General features: G+C 60.0%; 18 protein-coding genes. 9 read left to right on the forward strand and 9 right to left on the reverse strand.

What is annotated here, in order from left to right; genetic code table 11:
- Positions 1 to 10 precede the first annotated feature (10 nt).
- From ACLH1U_RS03035 to rimL, 3 genes are all read left to right on the forward strand, one after another.
- Positions 11 to 1516 (forward strand): carboxylesterase/lipase family protein, encoded by a 1506-nt coding sequence (locus ACLH1U_RS03035; RefSeq protein ID WP_023289910.1) that lies wholly within the window; start codon positions 11 to 13, stop codon positions 1514 to 1516.
- Between the two features lie 311 nt (positions 1517 to 1827).
- Positions 1828 to 3483 (forward strand): glucan biosynthesis protein D, encoded by a 1656-nt coding sequence (locus ACLH1U_RS03040; RefSeq protein ID WP_032453098.1) that lies wholly within the window; start codon positions 1828 to 1830, stop codon positions 3481 to 3483.
- Between the two features lie 53 nt (positions 3484 to 3536).
- Positions 3537 to 4115, forward strand: coding sequence for a 50S ribosomal protein L7/L12-serine acetyltransferase (rimL, locus tag ACLH1U_RS03045; RefSeq protein WP_032453097.1), 579 nt, complete (start codon positions 3537 to 3539; stop codon positions 4113 to 4115).
- Here the strand turns inward: rimL and ydcK are convergent.
- Positions 4101 to 5081, reverse strand: a complete 981-nt coding sequence (gene ydcK, locus ACLH1U_RS03050) for a YdcK family protein (protein WP_032453096.1) — start codon at positions 5079 to 5081, stop codon at positions 4101 to 4103. The two genes, rimL and ydcK, sit on opposite strands and share 15 nt — an antisense overlap.
- Before the next feature lie 111 nt (positions 5082 to 5192).
- Between ydcK and tehA the strand changes: the two genes are divergently transcribed.
- The 3 genes from tehA to ACLH1U_RS03065 all read left to right on the forward strand — a co-directional run bounded on the left by tehA (position 5193) and on the right by ACLH1U_RS03065 (position 7720).
- Positions 5193 to 6197: a dicarboxylate transporter/tellurite-resistance protein TehA gene (gene tehA, locus ACLH1U_RS03055; protein WP_087827049.1), complete on the forward strand. Its 1005-nt coding sequence runs from the start codon at positions 5193 to 5195 to the stop codon at positions 6195 to 6197.
- Positions 6194 to 6790 carry a tellurite resistance methyltransferase TehB gene (gene tehB / locus ACLH1U_RS03060; protein ID WP_032453094.1) on the forward strand — a complete coding sequence of 199 codons (597 nt, stop codon included), beginning with the start codon at positions 6194 to 6196 and terminating at the stop codon, positions 6788 to 6790. The genes tehA and tehB overlap by 4 nt, the downstream gene beginning before the upstream one ends.
- Positions 6791 to 7051: 261 nt before the next feature.
- Complete coding sequence (locus ACLH1U_RS03065) at positions 7052 to 7720, forward strand: DUF3313 domain-containing protein (protein ID WP_004202796.1); 669 nt, start codon at positions 7052 to 7054, stop codon at positions 7718 to 7720.
- A gap of 47 nt (positions 7721 to 7767) precedes the next feature.
- On the opposite strand, the gene ACLH1U_RS03070 is transcribed toward ACLH1U_RS03065, so the two are convergent.
- Positions 7768 to 8664, reverse strand: coding sequence for a DMT family transporter (locus ACLH1U_RS03070; protein ID WP_023289904.1), 897 nt, complete (start codon positions 8662 to 8664; stop codon positions 7768 to 7770).
- Positions 8665 to 8850: 186 nt separating this feature from the next.
- On the opposite strand from ACLH1U_RS03070, the gene ACLH1U_RS03075 reads away from it, so the two are divergent.
- Positions 8851 to 9720 (forward strand): AraC family transcriptional regulator, encoded by an 870-nt coding sequence (locus ACLH1U_RS03075; RefSeq protein WP_411299125.1) that lies wholly within the window; start codon positions 8851 to 8853, stop codon positions 9718 to 9720.
- On the opposite strand, the gene ACLH1U_RS03080 is transcribed toward ACLH1U_RS03075, so the two are convergent.
- Positions 9697 to 10863 (reverse strand): benzoate/H(+) symporter BenE family transporter, encoded by a 1167-nt coding sequence (locus ACLH1U_RS03080; protein WP_085551052.1) that lies wholly within the window; start codon positions 10861 to 10863, stop codon positions 9697 to 9699. The two genes, ACLH1U_RS03075 and ACLH1U_RS03080, sit on opposite strands and share 24 nt — an antisense overlap.
- Before the next feature lie 183 nt (positions 10864 to 11046).
- On the opposite strand from ACLH1U_RS03080, the gene ACLH1U_RS03085 reads away from it, so the two are divergent.
- Positions 11047 to 11616, forward strand: coding sequence for a helix-turn-helix domain-containing protein (locus ACLH1U_RS03085; RefSeq protein ID WP_023289901.1), 570 nt, complete (start codon positions 11047 to 11049; stop codon positions 11614 to 11616).
- A 10-nt stretch (positions 11617 to 11626) separates the two neighbouring features.
- Here the strand turns inward: ACLH1U_RS03085 and ACLH1U_RS03090 are convergent, their stop codons facing one another.
- A complete protein-coding gene (locus ACLH1U_RS03090; RefSeq protein ID WP_072420467.1) occupies positions 11627 to 11794 on the reverse strand; it encodes a hypothetical protein in 168 nt (55 codons plus the stop codon).
- 33 nt (positions 11795 to 11827) lie between these two features.
- Here ACLH1U_RS03090 and ACLH1U_RS03095 point away from each other — a divergent pair, with 33 nt between their 5' ends.
- Entirely contained in the window at positions 11828 to 13789 is a 1962-nt protein-coding gene (locus ACLH1U_RS03095) for a peptidase U32 family protein (protein ID WP_032453092.1), read from the forward strand.
- Between the two features lie 12 nt (positions 13790 to 13801).
- On the opposite strand, the gene ACLH1U_RS03100 is transcribed toward ACLH1U_RS03095, so the two are convergent.
- The 5 genes from ACLH1U_RS03100 to ACLH1U_RS03120 form a co-directional block, all read right to left on the reverse strand.
- Positions 13802 to 14035, reverse strand: a complete 234-nt coding sequence (locus tag ACLH1U_RS03100) for a DUF2554 family protein (RefSeq protein WP_032428865.1) — start codon at positions 14033 to 14035, stop codon at positions 13802 to 13804.
- A gap of 149 nt (positions 14036 to 14184) precedes the next feature.
- Positions 14185 to 14445: a hypothetical protein gene (locus ACLH1U_RS03105; RefSeq protein ID WP_085551053.1), complete on the reverse strand. Its 261-nt coding sequence runs from the start codon at positions 14443 to 14445 to the stop codon at positions 14185 to 14187.
- 96 nt (positions 14446 to 14541) lie between these two features.
- Positions 14542 to 14667 carry a DUF2474 domain-containing protein gene (locus tag ACLH1U_RS03110; protein ID WP_004202785.1) on the reverse strand — a complete coding sequence of 42 codons (126 nt, stop codon included), beginning with the start codon at positions 14665 to 14667 and terminating at the stop codon, positions 14542 to 14544.
- The gene (cydB, locus tag ACLH1U_RS03115) at positions 14667 to 15677 is read right to left on the reverse strand and encodes a cytochrome d ubiquinol oxidase subunit II (protein ID WP_085551054.1); all 1011 of its coding nucleotides are present in this window, start codon (positions 15675 to 15677) and stop codon (positions 14667 to 14669) included. Before cydB ends, ACLH1U_RS03110 begins: the two co-directional genes overlap by 1 nt.
- The gene (locus tag ACLH1U_RS03120; RefSeq protein WP_004202782.1) at positions 15677 to 17074 is read right to left on the reverse strand and encodes a cytochrome ubiquinol oxidase subunit I; all 1398 of its coding nucleotides are present in this window, start codon (positions 17072 to 17074) and stop codon (positions 15677 to 15679) included. Before ACLH1U_RS03120 ends, cydB begins: the two co-directional genes overlap by 1 nt.
- Between the last annotated feature and the right edge of the window lie 337 nt (positions 17075 to 17411).

The following is a 17411-nucleotide window of genomic DNA, read 5'->3' on the forward strand; positions in this document are numbered from 1 at the left end:
GGAGCAGGTTATGCAACATCCGTCGAAACCGTTGGCGAAAACCCGGCAGGGCACGCTGGCCGGGAGCGCAGAGCAGGGGATCCATATCTGGCGCGGCATTCCGTACGCCGCGCCGCCCGTGGGGCCGCTGCGCTGGCGCGCGCCGCAGCCTCCCGCCCGCTGGCATGGCGTGCGTCAGGCCGACGCCTTTTCCGCCGCCAGCTGGCAGGACATTGACTACTGCCGCGAACTTGGCGGCGGGGATCCCGGCCGCTTCAGCGAAGACTGTCTCTATCTCAACGTCTGGGCCCCCGCCAGCGCAGCGCAGCCGCTGCCGGTGATGGTCTGGCTGCACGGCGGCGGGTTTACCATCGGCGCCGGCAGCCTGCCGCCTTACGATGGCCTGGCGCTGGCCAGCCGCGACGTGGTGGTGGTGACGGTCAACTACCGACTGGGCCATCTTGGCTTTTTCGCCCATCCGGCACTGGAGGAAGAGGCGGGCGAGCGTCTGTATAACTTCGCGCTGCTCGACCAGATCGCCGCCCTGCAGTGGGTCCAGGAGAATATTCACGCCTTCGGCGGCGACGCCGCCAACGTCACGCTGTTTGGCGAATCCGCCGGGGCGCGCAGCGTGCTGTCGCTGATGGCCTCGCCGAAAGCGAAAGGGTTGTTCCATAAAGCGATAATTCAGAGCGGGTATACCTTACCCGACCTGCCGCGAGAAAAGGCGCTGGAGAAAGGCCGCCTGCTGGCGGAACGCTTCGCCTTGCCGCAGGCCAGCGCCGAACAACTGCGGGCGATCCCGGCGGAGGCCTTCTGGTCGCTAACCGCCCCGCTGAATATCGGGCCAGCGCCCATCGCCGGCGATGTGGTGCTTCCGCAGCCGATGCTGGAGACTTTTTTTGCCGGGCGCCAGCATCCGATGCCGGTGATGATCGGCTCCAATAGCGATGAAGCCAGCGTGATGGCGGTGTTTGGCGTCGATATCGCCGGGCAGATCCAGAAACTGCGCCGCGAGCGCCGTCTGGGGCTGGGACTGATCAAACTCCTCTATCCCGGCGTCAAGGGGGATGAAGCGCTGGGGCGGGAAGTCTGTCGGGATATGGCGTTTACCACCCTCGGCTATGTGGTGATGCAAGCCCAGCAGCGCGTGGGCCAGCCATGCTGGCGGTACTGGTTCGATTATGTGGCGGAAGCGGAGCATGATGTCTATCCGCACGGCGCCTGGCACGGCAACGAGGTACCCTACGTGTTTGATAACCTGCGGCTCACCGACCCGGTGCGGCAATATGCCAGTGAAGCGGATCTGGCCTTCGCCGCTCAGGTCGCTGACTACTGGGCCCAGTTTGCCCGCGTCGCCAGCGGCGAGCAGGTGCTTGCCGGCGCGGTGCGCTGGCCGGCGTGCGTGCGCGGACGGGATCGTCTGCTGCGCATTGGCCTGCATAAGCGTGCCGGCTTTAAAGTGGAGAATCGCTTTATGCGCGCCCGGCTGGCGCTGTTTCGCCGGGTGATGAAGCATCACGTGACCCTCGAATAAAAGGGATGGGTCGCGGCTCAGCGGGGCGCGGCCCTGCTGCAGGCCGCGGGCGGCTAAGAAACGCCCCGGCGATGAGACAGGATGAGTGCTGTCCGCTTTGTTTGCAGGCGGGCCCTGGGCTGGATATTGCGCTCTCCCTCCGCCGGTGATGAAAAAACAGCCTGTTCTGGTAGACAGGGCTTTTTTACCGTTTTTCTGCGGGCAACAATTGGATTATTAATCGTTTTTGTCTAGAGTGGGCGGAAATTATCACGCAGCGTGATGACGCGTTGCGAATCAATTCACCCGTGCAGAAGGACGCTTTCTCAGGCATGAACCGCAGACGTTTTCTTAAATCTTCCATGGCTGTTGCCGCCGTATGCGGAACGTCAGGAGTCGCTTCCTTATTCAGTCAGGCCGCGTTTGCTGAAGACGCGGGCATTGCCGACGGGCAGACACGCCGTTTTGATTATGCCGTGCTGCAGGCGATGGCTCACGATCTGGCGCGCCAGCCGTGGGGCGGCGCCCCGCGCGATCTGCCGCCGACGCTGGCCAATCTCACCCCGCAGGCTTATAACAGCATCCAGTATGACGCCAACCACTCGCTGTGGAACAATATTGAAGAACGCAAACTGGATATCCAGTTTTTCCACGTCGGGATGGGGTTCCGTCGCCGCGTGCGAATGTTCTCTTTAGACGCCGCCACCCAGCAGGCGCGCGAGATCCACTTCCGGCCGGAGCTGTTCAAGTACAATGACGCCGGGGTGGATACCCGCCAGCTGGAAGGGCAGTCCGACCTCGGCTTCGCCGGGTTCCGGGTATTTAAAGCGCCTGAGCTGGCGCGCCGGGATATCGTGGCGTTTCTCGGCGCCAGCTATTTCCGCGCGGTAGACAGCACCTACCAGTACGGCCTCTCGGCCCGTGGGCTGGCGGTGGATACCTTTACCGATACCCCGGAAGAGTTCCCCGATTTCACCTCTTTCTGGTTCGAAACGGTCAAAGGAGACGCCACGGTATTTACCGTTTACGCTCTGCTGGACAGCCCGAGCATCACTGGCGCCTACAAGTTCACCATCCACTGCCAGGATACCCAGGTCATTATGGACGTGGAGAACCATCTCTACGCCCGCAAGGATATCAAACAGCTGGGTATCGCGCCGATGACCAGCATGTTCAGCTGCGGCAACAACGAGCGTCGGATGTGCGATACCATCCACCCGCAGATCCACGACTCCGATCGGCTGTCGATGTGGCTGGGCAACGGCGAATGGGTCTGCCGGCCGCTGAACAACCCGCAGAAGCTGCAGTTCAACGCCTTCCAGGACAAGAACCCGCGCGGTTTTGGTCTGCTGCAGCTGGACCGCGATTTCTCCCACTACCAGGACGTGATGGGCTGGTATAACAAGCGTCCCAGCCTGTGGGTGGAGCCGCGTAACCAGTGGGGCAAAGGGGCGGTCAGCCTGATGGAGATCCCGACCACCGGTGAAACGCTGGATAACATCGTCTGCTTCTGGCAGCCGGAAAAGGCGGTGAAGGCGGGCGACGAACTGGACTTCCGCTACCGTCTCTACTGGAGCGCGCAGCCGCCGGTGAGCACCCCGCTGGCGCGTGTGCTCGCCACCCGCACCGGGATGGGGGGCTTCCCGGAGGGATGGGCGCCGGGGGAACACTACCCGGACAAGTGGGCGCGTCGTTTTGCCATCGACTTTGTCGGCGGCGATCTGAAAGCGGCCGCGCCGCGCGGTATTGAACCGGTGATCACCCTCTCCAGCGGCGAAGCGAAGCAGATTGAGATCCTCTACGTCGAGCCGTTCGATGGCTACCGGATCCTCTTCGACTGGTATCCGACCTCCGACTCAACCGACCCGGTGGAGATGCGTCTGTTCCTGCGCTGTCAGGGAGAAGCCATCAGCGAAACCTGGCTCTATCAGTACTTCCCGCCGGCGCCGGATAAACGTAACTACGTCGACGACCGGATCATGAAATAACCCCGTGACAGCCGTGGCCCCCAGGCACCCCCTGCGGGCCCGTAGAGAGCCCCATGACCACAGACATTCCAGCAGTACCTGAGTCGATCCCGGTGACCGAGGGACTGACGCTTACCGCCATTGATGAGCGTTACGTCAGCGACCTGCACCAGCTGGTGGTGAAAAACCAGCGCTGGCTACAGCAGTCGCTCAGCTGGGCTGGAGAGGTGCGCAGCGAAGAGGAGACCCGCCGCCATGTGCAGGGTAACGTGATGCTGCACCAGCGGGATTACGCCAAAATGTTTTTGCTGTTTCTCGATAAGCGGCCGATTGGCGTTCTGTCGTTCAACCAGATCGAGCCGCAGAATAAGACGGCCTATATTGGCTATTGGATCGATGAAGATTGCCAGGGGCAGGGGTATCTGTCCCGTTCCCTGCAGGCCTTTATCCACTATTATGCCCGCAGCGGGCTGGTGCGCCGGTTTGTGATCAAATGTCGGGTGGCGAATACCCGCAGCAACCAGGTGGCGTTGCGTAACGGGTTTGTTCTGGAAGGCTGTCTCCGCCAGGCCGAGTATCTGAACGGCAGCTATGACGATCAGAATATCTACGCCCGCATTATTGACCGCGACGAGGCGCTACAGGGCGCCTAACAGCGGCGTTCGGGTGATCTGCTGCTGGCCGTCGAGGGTCTTCGGGCCGCGCAGGTGAATGGCTTCTCCTTCCCGCGCGGCGATCTGCACCTCGTCCCCAAGCGTGACCTGGTGCTCAACGATCACATCGCCGACGATAACAGCCCGACCCTGGATCAGCACGTCGTCGTCAAGCAGAATCGGTCCACCGCGCAGCTGCGCCTCGCCGCCCACCATCGCCCGGTGCTTTAGCAGACAGTTACCTTCAATCACCGCATTCTCCGCAACCTGGGAACTGTAGCGCACAGTGGGAATGGCATCTTCGCCGCGACCCGCGATCAGACGGGCATGCCCGTAAATCCGCGCGTTATCGCACACCCAAACGTCATTCTCCTCGTTTCCCTCAAGCCTGGCGTGGTCAAAGACTTCCGCCCGATGTTCGACAAAAGCGTGCTCAACGTAGGCCTCGCCATAGATCTGCGCCTGATGGAGAATGCGCGACGCGCTGACGGTGGCTCGCTGATAAATCTGCAGCACTTTGTCGCGGTCGGCGGTCAGCCCGCGGGCGGCAATCACCTGACAGTGGGGCAGAAGACGCGCCTCGTCGGCGAGGCGACAGTCACCGCGCACCGTACTCAGGCTAATCGTGACGTTGTCACCAATCTGCGCGTGATGGCTGATCTGCGAGGCGTGAATGGATGCCCGTCCGCTGATGATAGCCCCATGGCTGACCTCGCAAGGGCCATGGAGTCGGGCATCGTCGAGGATGCGCGCCCCGGCGAAGACCACGCTGTTGGCATCGTAGATCCAGCACTCTCCCTGCTGGCTGAGAGCGCTTTCCTCCTCCACCCAGCCGCCTTCGCTGCCCGCTTTGACGTCAGCGAAATCGATAAGCGCCACGATCTGGCGCAGGATGACGCACTGCTTGCCATCCTCTGCCTGGTAACAATACTGCCGGGTCTGTTCGCTGAGACGGTATTTACGCATTCCCGATCCTCATTACTTATGGTTAACATAAACATAGCAAAGATCGCCGTAGCGCGTGGGATAAGGTTCCTTTAGAATGCAACTTCAAATTAAATTGATATCATCAATAAAATGAACAAAACGCATACGTCGCGGCAGGTGCTGAACCTGCCGGCGGGTTACTTTGGCATGGTGCTCGGCACCATCGGGATGGGCTTTGCCTGGCGTTACGCCAGCACCCTCTGGCCGGTCAGCCGCAGCATTGGTGATGGGCTGGTGACGCTGGCGATGGCGATGTGGGTCCTGCTCAGCATGGCGTTTATCAGCCGGGCGATCCGCTTTCCGGCGAGTGTGCTGCAGGAGATGCGACATCCGGTCAGCAGCAGCTTCGTCAGCCTGTTTCCCGCCACCACCTTGCTGGTATCGATTGGTCTGGTACCCTGGTGCCGGCCGCTGGCCATCGGGCTGTTTGTGCCGGGCGTGGCGCTGCAGCTCGCCTATGCCGCCTGGCAAAGCGGCGGCCTGTGGCGGGGAAACCATCCTCGCCAGGCCACCACGCCGGGGCTGTATCTGCCCACGGTGGCGAATAATTTTATCAGCGCGATGGCCTGCGGCGCGCTGGGGTTTACCGACGCCGGACTGGTGTTCCTTGGCGCCGGGGTCTTCTCCTGGCTGAGCCTTGAGCCGGCTATCCTCCATAGGCTGCGCAGCGCAGGCGAACTGCCGACCGCGCTGCGCACGTCGTTGGGGATCCAGCTGGCGCCTGCGCTGGTGGCCTGCAGCGCCTGGCTCAGCGTCAACGGCGGGGAGGCTGATACCTTTGCTAAGCTGCTGTTTGGCTACGGTCTGCTACAGCTGTTGTTTATGCTGCGTCTGATGCCCTGGTATCTTCGCCAGCCGTTCAATGCTTCTTTCTGGAGCTTCTCGTTCGGTATATCCGCACTGGCCACTACCGGCCTGCATCTGGGCCAGGCTAAGGCGGACGGCTTTTTTCATCATCTGGCGCTGCCGCTCTTTATTTTTAGCAATCTGGTCATCGGCCTGCTGCTGCTGCGCACAGGGCTGCTGTTGGTTAGCGGGAAACTGTTGCTACAGGTCGACCGGGAAACACTCCTGAATAAGAAGGAAGGATCATGACAACGCGTGACGCGGACTATTTTAGTGAAAAATATGGCCTGACCCGCACCCACTCCGAGGTGCTGCATGCCGCGACGATGGTGCCGCCGGGGCGGGCGCTGGATCTGGGCTGCGGCAACGGACGTAACAGCCTTTATCTGGCGGCGAACGGCTTCACGGTGACGGCGTGGGATAAAAATGCGATGAGCATCAATAATCTGGAGACTATTCGCGCCGCCGAAGGGCTGGATAATCTGCAGACCGCGGTGAAAGACCTCAACAGCCTGACCTTTGACGGCGAGTATGATCTGATCCTCTCCACCGTGGTGATGATGTTTCTTGAGGCCGGCGCTATCCCGGGACTCATCGCCAATATGCAGCGTTGCACCGCCGCCGGGGGCTATAACCTGATTGTCGCGGCGATGGACACCGAGGACTATCCCTGCACCGTCGGCTTCCCGTTTGCTTTTAAACCCGATGAACTTCGGGAGTACTACCGGGGCTGGGAATTACTGAAATACAATGAGGACGTCGGTGAGCTGCATCGGACCGACGCCAGCGGCAACCGGATCAAACTGCGCTTCGCCACGCTGCTGGCGCGCAATCCCGCATAATCCTCAGCGGCGCGTGAAATGGCTGAAATTGACCGCGCCGCCTTGCGCTAATACCCATCGGATAAAGACGCGCGAAAAGCCTCGCTGAACAGAGGGTTAAAGGCGACCTGTTCATCTATTAAGTAATTATTTAATAACGTAATGTTGATCCCATCAATATTTGTATATCTTCCTTGACGAAGCCCTCATTTTGTCACAAAACTACTGGGTCTTATCTGCTATAACGTCTGCCGAAAAAACTGCATTTACAGGGATCTCTTTATGCGTACTCGCGTGTTATTTAAAGTCGCCGCTCTGGCGGGGATGTTAGCGTTGACGGGCTGTGCGTCCAAACTGGCGCAGCCGAATCAGTATTCGGGCTTTTTAAAAGATTATTCCAACCTGAAAGAAGCCACCACGGCCTCCGGCAAGTCGGAGCTGCGCTGGATCGACCCAAACTACAATCCGGCTAATTACGATAATGTCGTCTACCATCCAGTAACGTACTATCCGGTACCGAAGCCGACGACCCAGGTCGGTGAAAAGGCGTTGCAGGATATTCTTAATTACACCAATAAACAGCTCAAACAGGCCATTTCCGAGCGTAAACCGCTGGCTACCACCGCCGGTAAGCGTAGCCTTATTTTCCGCGGGGCGATCACCGGGGTGGACTCCAGCAAAGAAGGGCTGCAGTTCTATGAAGTGGTTCCGGTCGCGATGATTGTTGCCGGTACTCAGGCCGCCACCGGCCATCGTACGATGGACACCGACCTCTATTTTGAAGCCGAACTGATTGACGCCAGCACCAACAAGCCGGTGATCAAAGTGGTTCGTAAAGGGGAAGGAAAAACCCTGGCCAATGAAAACACGCCGCTGACCATCGAAACCATGAAGCAGGTGATCGATGATATGGCGGTCGACGCCGTCAAATTCGACCCTTCCCAGCGGTAATCTCGCCAGCGCCGTCTGTCGACGGCGCTGTTTTATCTTCCGCCGTTTCAGGCCAGCTTTCGGCGCAGCAGCAGCTGTTCCGGTTTGGCAAACATCACCAGATTACCCAACAGGATCAGCGCCAGTCCGATAACGGCGTTGCTGTGCCATACATAGCCTTCATAGACGGTGGAGATGGACAGGGCGACCAGCGGAAACAGCAGCGTACTGTAGGCGGCTTTGCTGGCGCCGATGCGTCCCACAAGGGTGAAATAGGCGCCGAAGGCGACAACTGAGCCGAACAGCGCCAGGTAAAGCAGGGCGCCAAGATAGCTGACGGTCCACTCCGGCATAAAATTATCCCCGCGGAGGAGTGCGATGGCGCCCATCACCAGCGTGCCGTACAGCATCGCCCAGCTGTTGGTGGTCAGCGTCTCCAGCCCCCGCCGCTGGTGACGAATACTGAACATATTGCCCAGCGAAAAGCCGTAAGTGCCCAGCGCGCTCAGACCGATCCCCCACAGTAGCGAAGCGTTCAGCCCGTTGGCCAGCAGGTCATCCCAGAACAGGGTGACGATACCGGCCAGACCGAGCGCGGCGGCAGCCCAGAAGCGTCCCGGCGGCTGCTGACGGAAGAAAAGAAAGCTGTTGATGGCGTTAAACAGCACCGCCATGGAAAAGATCACCGATTCCAGACCGGTGTTGATCCAGGCGGCGGCGGTATAAAAGCACCAGAAATTGAAGCAGAAGACGCAGCAGCCCTGCAGCAGGCAGCAGAGATGGTCCTTCGCGCCCAGCGGCCGCAGACGTCGCGTGACGAGCAGAATCGCCAGCATCGTGACGCTGGCCACGGCGAAACGCCAGAAAATCGATACCGGCGCCGCCACCGGCCCCTGCTGTAAAAAAATCGCAATCCACGTTGTTCCCCAGATAACGACAACGAGTGCATAAAGTAATGCGTTCACCTTGGTTCTCCTCTGCCTGTTGAAGGGAGGAGTATGCCGCCTGCCGCAACCTGCGGCTTTCACCCGCTTGTTGTCGGCTTGCAAATTCTTGCGCTTATTTGTCTTTCGCCGGCGGTGAGGACTGGAAACCGCGTCGCAGTCTCCCTAGACTAGAGTTTTTCCAGACAGGACAGATGCGTGAAGGCGATGGGTTACGGGACGTTTGAAACATTACGGCGACAGAACGCGGTGCTGAAGGGCTCCGTGGAGCTGAATTCCGGTATTCAACTGGCCGCCTGGTATAACAACTGCGATACCGTAACGGTACGCAGCGATCATCATACCTTAAGCCTGTACGTCGCCGATGGTTATGAAAGCTATCAAAAGACGCCGCACGGCTGGAAGAATGGCGGCGGCCCGGATCGCTTTTGCCTGATGCCGAAAGGCGATGAAAGCGTCTGGGATATCCGCGGCGATCTGTCGTTTGTCCATCTCTATTGTACCGATGCGCATCTGCGCCGCGTCGGGGAGGAGGTGTGGGATCGCAGCCCGGCGAACTTCACCCTGCAGGAGAAAACCTTTGCCAGCGATGACAAAATCACCACCGTGTATCGTCAGTTTTTGCTGGCTAATGACTGGCGACAGCCGGCGAACCAGCTGACCCTTAGCGCCGCCAGCAGTTTATTGCTCACCCATCTGATCCAGCACTATTCCACCGTGCAGTGGCGTTTGCCGTCGGTCACCGGGGGACTGGCGCCGGGGGTGAAGCGTCACGTGCTGGCCTGGATCGACGCTCACCTCGATCAGCCATTGACCCTGGCCGACCTGGCGCAGCAGGCGGGATTGAGTGAATTTCATTTTGCCCGTATGTTCCGCCAGTCGCTGAATATGGCTCCGCATCAATATGTGATGCAGCAGCGAATGGCGAAGGCGCAAAACCTGATCTGCCACAGCGCGCTGCCGCTCACCGAGATCGCTCTGGCCTGCGGTTTCAGCTCCGCCAGCCATTTCAGCCATCGGGTCAAAGCCGCCACCGGCCTGACGCCGTCCCAGCTACGGGCGGCGCAGCGCGGATAGCACGCCGTAGCTCACTCCGCCGAGCACCACGCCCCAGAATGCCGAGCCAATTCCCGCCAGCGTCACGCCGCTGGCGGTGATCAGAAAGGTCAGCACCGCCGCGTCGCGCTCACTGGCCTGATGTACCGCCTGAAACAGACTACCGCCGATGGTGCCGAGCAACGCCAGGCCGGCCAGCATCTGGATCCACGCTGGCGGCAGGGCCGACATCAGCGCGGTGATCGATCCCCCGAACAGACCGGCCAGCAGATAAAAACCGCCTGCGGCCATGGCCGCCAGCCAACGCTGCTGCGGATCCGGGTGCGCCTCCGGGCTCTGGCAGATGGCGGCGGTGATCGCCGCAATACAGATGGAGTAGACCCCAAACGGCGCCAGCAGTAGCGCCAGCCCCCCGCAGACAACGATCAGCGCGGAGACCGGTACGGCATAGCCTGATGCCTGCAGGGTAGCGAATCCGGGCGCGTTCTGTGAGGCCATGGTCACGAGGAAGAACGGCAGGCCGACGCTGAGCAGCAGCGCCGGGGTAAACTGTGGGGCGATCCATTCCGGCGCCACAAACGTCAGCGGCACAGCGGCGCTGGCCACCTCCCCGGAGGCCGCGGCAATCAGCGCCCCGGCAACCAGCGCGGCGACCACGGCGAAGCGGGGCCACAGCGCCTTACACAGAAGCCAGGCGGCGAGCATGCCGCCGCACAGCAGCAGATGATCCTGGAAGCCGGCGAAGGCCTGCAAACCGAAACGCAGCAGAATGCCGGCCAGCATCGCGGCGGCCAGCGAATGGGGAATGATTTTCATCAGCCGGGCAAACAGGCCGGTAACGCCGCAGAGGACGATCAGCGCATTGGCGAAGATAAATACCCCCACCGCCTCAGGGAGGGTCACCCCCTGCAGGCCGCTGACCAGCAGGGCGGCGCCCGGCGTTGACCAGGCGGTGAGCACCGGCACTTTTCGCCAACCGCTCAGCGCGAGGGTGCTGACGCCCATGGCGAGGCCCAGGGCCGTCATCCAGCCGGCGATCTGCCCGGGCGTGGCGCCGGCGGCAGCGGCAGCCTGCCAGATGATGGCGGCAGAGCTGGCGTAGCCCACCAGCACGGCGACGAAGCCGGCGAACAGGGTGGGAAGCGGAACGGTAAACGAGCGCATAGTTTTCTCTTGTGCGTTATAACGTCCGAATACTCTATCATTGTGCGTTTTAGCGCACAAGGTTCCTGCGTGGTGAGGGCTGCGCACCGAGGCTCTTGTCGCAAACGGCCCGCGATGCCGCTAATCGCCCTGTTGAATCAGGCAAATGGAGGTATACTCTGGGCTGAAAAATCAGGAGGTAGGATGAATATTGCGCAACATCTGGCGGCCACCCTCAAAAATCTGCGTCAGCAGCGCGGCTGGAGCCTGTCGCGTCTGGCGGAAGAGACCGGGGTGTCGAAAGCCATGCTCGGGCAGATTGAGCGGAATGAATCGAGTCCGACGGTCGCGACGCTGTGGAAGATTGCCACCGGGCTGAACGTGCCGTTTTCGGCGTTTATCGTTCCGGATGACGGCGCGGCGCCCTCCGCGTTTGACCCGCAGCAGCAGGCGATGGTGGTGACCCCGGTCTTCCCGTGGGACCCGGAGTTGCGCTTTGATCATTTCTCGATAACCCTTGCTCCCGGGGCGCTGAGCGAATCGACGCCGCATGAGCAAGGGGTGATTGAGCATGTTGTCGTGATTAGCGGTACCCTGGATCTCTGCTTACAGGGGGAGTGGCACTCGCTGCAGGCGGGTGAGGGTCGGCGCTTCGCCGGCGATGCGGCGCATGCCTACCGGAACAGCGGCGCCCAGGCGGCTCATTTCCATTCGCTTATCCACTATCCAAAAGAAAAAACCGCGGGCGAACCCGCGGCCAGACAAGATGACTGATGATAACCACTCACAACGTGACGAGGAAAATCCGGAATACGTGATGACAGTACTCTGTCCGGTGATTTGAGGGAAATATCCTTTCCTTCAATACTTTGCTGAAAACTGAAAATTCGTCGTCCCGCGACGGCGGAAAAGGTTTTCGTCTGCGCCCGGTTCTGACTACAATAGCCGCCATTTCGACCCCCTTATACTGGATAACAACACGCGTATGCGCCTGCACAATCATCGTCTTGAACTTCTTAGTCCTGCCCGCGACGCCGGTATCGCTCGCGAAGCGATCCTTCACGGCGCCGATGCCGTTTATATCGGTGGACCTGGCTTTGGCGCCCGCCACAACGCCAGCAACAGCCTGAGCGACATCGCCGGTCTGGTGCCTTTCGCCCATCGCTTTGGCGCCAAGGTCTTTGTGACGCTGAACACCATTCTGCATGACGATGAGCTGGAGCCGGCGCAGCGGCTGATTACCGACCTTTACGACGCGGGCGTCGATGCGCTGATTGTCCAGGATATGGGGATCATGGAGCTGGACCTGCCGCCGATCGAGCTGCACGCCAGCACCCAGTGCGACATCCGCAGTGTGGAGAAAGCAAAGTTTCTCTCAGACGCCGGTTTCAGCCAGATCGTGCTGGCGCGCGAGCTGAACCTCAGTCAAATCAAAGCCATCTACGATAATACTGACGCCACCATCGAATTCTTTATCCATGGCGCGCTGTGCGTGGCCTATTCCGGCCAGTGCTACATTTCCCACGCCCAGACCGGACGCAGCGCCAACCGCGGCGACTGCTCGCAGGCCTGCCGCCTGCCGTATACCCTGAAGGACGATCAGGGGCGAGTGGTGGCCTATGAAAAACATCTCCTGTCGATGAAAGACAACGATCAGACCGCCAACCTGGCGGCGCTGATCGATGCCGGTGTGCGCTCCTTCAAAATCGAAGGCCGTTATAAAGACATGAGCTATGTGAAAAACATCACCGCTCACTACCGCCAGATGCTGGACGCCATTATTGAAGACCGCGGCGATCTCGCGCGCGCCTCGGCAGGGCGCACCGAGCATTTCTTTATCCCGTCCACCGATAAAACCTTCCACCGCGGCAGCACCGATTACTTCGTTAATGCCCGTAAAGGCGATATCGGCGCCTTTGATTCGCCAAAATTTATCGGACTGCCGGTGGGCGAAGTGCTGAAGGTGGGTAAAGACCATCTCGACGTCGAGGTCAGCGAACCGTTAACCAACGGCGATGGCCTTAACGTGATGATTAAGCGTGAAGTGGTGGGCTTCCGCGCCAATACCGTGGAAAAAACCGGCGAAAATCGCTATCGGGTGTGGCCGAACGAGATGCCTGCGGATCTGCACAAAGTGCGCCCGCATCAGGCGCTCAATCGCAACCTTGATCACAACTGGCAGCAGGCGCTGCTGAAGACCTCCAGCGAACGCCGCATCGCCGTAGACGTCACCCTAAGCGGCTGGCAGGAGCAGCTGGTTCTCACCATGACCTGTGAAGATGGCGTCAGCGTGACCCACACCCTTGACGGGGAGTTCGCCGAAGCTAACCAGGCGGAGAAAGCGCTGGCTAACCTGCGTGACGGTGTCACAAAACTGGGGCAAACCATTTACTATGCGCGCGAGGTGCAGGTCAATCTGCCGCCGCTGTTTGTGCCCAACAGCCTGCTCAACCAGCTGCGGCGTGAAACGGCCGAAATGCTGGATGACGCGCGGCTCAACGCCTGGCAGCGCGGTACCCGTAAGCCGGTCTCTGTGCCGCCGCCGGTCTACCCTGAGACCCATCTCTCCTTCCTCGCCAACGTCTATAACCACAAGGCGCGGGCGTTCTACCAGCGCTATGGCGTGCAGCTGATTGACGCCGCCTATGAAGCGCACGAAGAGAAGGGCGATGTGCCGGTGATGATCACTAAACATTGTCTGCGCTTTGCCTTCAACCTCTGTCCGAAACAGGCGAAAGGCTCCATCAAGAGCTGGAAAGCCACGCCGATGCAGCTGATCCATGGCGATGAAGTGCTGACCCTGAAGTTTGACTGCCGTCCGTGCGAAATGCACGTGGTCGGCAAGATCAAAAACCATATCCTCAAAATGCCGCACCCGGGTAGCATCGTGGCCTCCGTTAGCCCGGACGAGTTGATGAAGACCCTGCCGAAGCGCAAAGGGGCCTGATCCGCGGCGACGCTACTGGCTGTGTGATGCCCGCGGTTTGCGGGCGTCCTGCCAGCGGTGATGCTCGCGCAGGTCGGCGGCGTTCTCTTCGCACCGGCTGCGAAGCTCATCGCTATCCGCCTCGTGCAGCAGCTGCTGCTCGAGGCTCTGTACCGGAAAGTAATCGTGCCCCTGACGGTGGGCCAGCAGATGCCCGGAAAAAAGCGCGCACAGCAACAGCAGGGCGCTCATGCTTCTCCTCAACATATCTTTTCTCTGTGAATCAATGGCGTGGGCTTACTATGCCAGGCGCTGTGCAGGTTTTTTTCCCGGTTTATCAAAGAAGGGCAAGGGTTTGTCAATGTCTGCTGAAAGAGGGTGAAAAAAGCCTGGCGCAGAAGGCCAGGCGTGAGGGATTACGCTTTTGGCGGCAGTGGTTTCCCGCTGTGCTCACCGCCTTTTGGCGGCTGCTTACCACCATGATGCGGTTGTTTGCCGTCTCGTTGCGGCTGCTTGCCGTTGTGTTGCGCTTGCTTACCGTCGTGCTGGCCGTTTTTCGCCGCCGATTTACCCTGATGCTGCGCGCTTTTTTCTGGCGGCGGCGGGTTGTCGGCAGCGAAAGCCCATGACGATATTCCCAGCGTCATCGCGGCAGACAGTAAAGCTAACTTCTTCATAGCAATATCCTTTCTTCTGATGTGTCCGCGTATTTCAGCAGGTAAAAGTGAAGACAAGATGGAGAGCTCCGGATCCGGATGACTCTGCATCCTGGTTCAAACTTTAAGACCTGCGGCGGTCATCAGCAGGCGAAACAGCAGGCTGATGGCGGCCAGCGTCAGCACGCTGCCTCCCCACAGCGCGATCAGCCACAGCAGACGTTTGGACCAGACGGTTTTCATCAATGATAACCCTCCCCTGGCTGGACTTTGCCGCGGAACACGTAATAGCTCCAGCAGGTATAGCCAAGAATAACCGGAATAATCAACAGCGCGCCCACCAGCATAAAGCCCTGGCTTTGCGGCGGGGCGGCGGCCTGCCACAAGGTAATCGATGGCGGAATAATATGCGGCCAGATGCTGATCCCCAGGCCGCTAAAGCCGAGAAACACCAGGCCCAGCGTTAGGGTGAAAGGCGAGACATGGCGGTCGTGCAGAGGCAGTGTGCGCCACAGCCAGGCGCTAATCAGGAGCACCAGCAGCGGCACCGGCAGCAGGAAATAGAGATTCGGCAGGCTGAACCAGCGGGCGGCGATCGCCGGGTGCGCCAGCGGCGTCCACAGGCTGATGACGGCAAACACCGCCAGCAGGGCAACCAGCAACTGTCGCGACGCGCTGCGCATCCGCTGCTGCAGCGCGCCTTCGCTCTTCATCACCAGCCAGGTAGCGCCGAGCAGCGCATAGGCCACGCACAGCCCGAGTCCGCAAAACAGGCTGAACGGGGTCAGCCAGTCAAACATGCCGCCGCTGAAGGCGCGACCGCTGACGGTAAAACCGTCGATCACCGCTCCGACCACCACGCCCTGGCTGAAGGTCGCCAGCAGGGAACCGCCAAAAAAGGCGCGGTCCCAGAATGGCCGGTGCGACGGCGTGGCCTGGAAACGAAATTCAAAGGCCACGCCGCGAAAGATCAGGCCGATCAGCATCAGGGTCAGGGGGATCGACAGGGCGTCGATTATCACCGCGTAGGCGAGGGGAAAGGCGCCAAACAGACCGGCGCCGCCCAGCACCAGCCAGGTCTCATTGCCATCCCATACCGGGGCGACGCTGTTCACTATCACGTCGCGCTCAGTGCTCCCCCGGACCGTGCCGAACAGCATGCCAATGCCCAGATCAAAGCCGTCCATGACGATGTACATCAGCGTGGCAAAGACGATAATCACGAACCAGATCACCGATAATTCGATACCCATTAGCGGGACTCCTTCTGCAGATAACCTTCAGTAGCGGCGGACAGCGGGCGGGCTGGCGTACCGGTTGTCGCGGGTTGCACCTCCTGCGGCCCCTTGCGGATCAGGCGCAGCATGTAGCTGTAGCCGACCCCGAAGACGGCGCTGTAAACCACAATAAAGGTCAACAAACTGACCGACATATGCAGATCGCCGTGGGCGGAAACCGCCTCGGCGGTGCGCTGAACGCCATACACCACCCATGGCTGGCGGCCCACTTCGGTAGTCACCCAGCCGGCGAGAATGGCAATCAGTCCTGAGGGGCCCATCCACAGGGCAAAGCGCAGAAACGGCCGCGAGTGGTACAGCCGGTCGCCGCGGCGCAGCCACAGGGCAAGCGCCCCGAGCAGCAGCATCAGCATGCCGAGACCAGCCATCAGGCGAAATGACCAGAACACCACGGTGGAGTTTGGCCGATCCTCAGGGGCGAACTCCTTCAGCGCCGGCACCTGTTTATCCAGGCTGTGGGTGAGGATCAGACTGCCCAGCGCCGGGATCTCAAGCCCGTAGCGGGTGCGCTCCTGTTCCATATCTGGCCAGCCAAACAATAATAACGGCGTCGGCTCGCCGGGCGGGTTTTCCCAGTGGCCCTCAATGGCGGCGATTTTTGCCGGCTGGTGTTTCAGGGTGTTCAGGCCATGCATATCGCCGATCAGCGCCTGGACCGGCGCGACCAGCAGCGTCATCCATAGCGCCATGGAGAACATCTTGCGGATCGCTGGCGACTGATTGCCGCGCAGCAGATGCCAGGCCGCCGAGGCGCCGACGAACAGCGCGCTGCTGAGAAATGCCGCCACCGTCATATGCAGCAAGCGGTAGGGGAACGACGGGTTAAAGATCACCGCCAGCCAGTCGACGGGCACCACCTGGCCATCGACGATCTCAAACCCCTGCGGGGTCTGCATCCAGCTGTTGGAAGCGAGGATCCAGAAGGTCGAGATGATAGTCCCCAGCGCCACCATGCAGGTGGCGAAAAAGTGCAGCCCCGGCCCCACGCGGTTCCAGCCGAAGAGCATGACCCCGAGAAAACCGGCTTCCAGAAAGAACGCCGTCAGGACTTCATAGGTCAGCAGGGGGCCGGTGATGCTGCCCGCGAACTGCGAAAAACCGCTCCAGTTAGTGCCGAACTGATAGGCCATCACCAGCCCGGACACCACTCCCATACCGAAGTTGACGGCGAAGATCTTCGACCAGAAATGGTACAGCGAGCGCCAGGTGGGATTTTTGCTTTTCAGCCACAGGCCTTCGAGAACCGCCAGGTAGCTTGCCAGGCCAATGGTGATGGCGGGAAAGATAATATGAAACGAGACCGTAAAGGCGAATTGAATTCGCGCCAGATGGAATGCATCAAGACCGAACATGCAGGACTCCACAACAAAATTGATTCAGCGCAATTTTAGGCAGGGTGGCGGCAAGGGGGGCAGAGGCAGTCGGTTCATTTTTTATCATAACAGTTGGCGGCTGTTATGATCTTTTTGCCGGTCTCCGGGGACCGCCAACATGGAAATCCCCCAGGGGAACAGCGTCATTTTTAACGCTGAAAGCAAAGCCAGATTGTTGGCCAGGAAAATATTAATAATCTATTTCACTGTATTATCGTAGTCTTACGGATCAGCTTAGACCTGTAGCTGCGCGGGAAAGCGCGGTCGTTTAATTTTTGTGAGCAATATCCTCTGATTACGACAGATATAGCATTTT

Origin of the sequence: Klebsiella sp. 1SOBk5mer, assembly GCF_046603115.1 — a bacterium.
Classification (GTDB): Bacteria; Pseudomonadota; Gammaproteobacteria; order Enterobacterales; family Enterobacteriaceae; genus Klebsiella; species Klebsiella quasipneumoniae.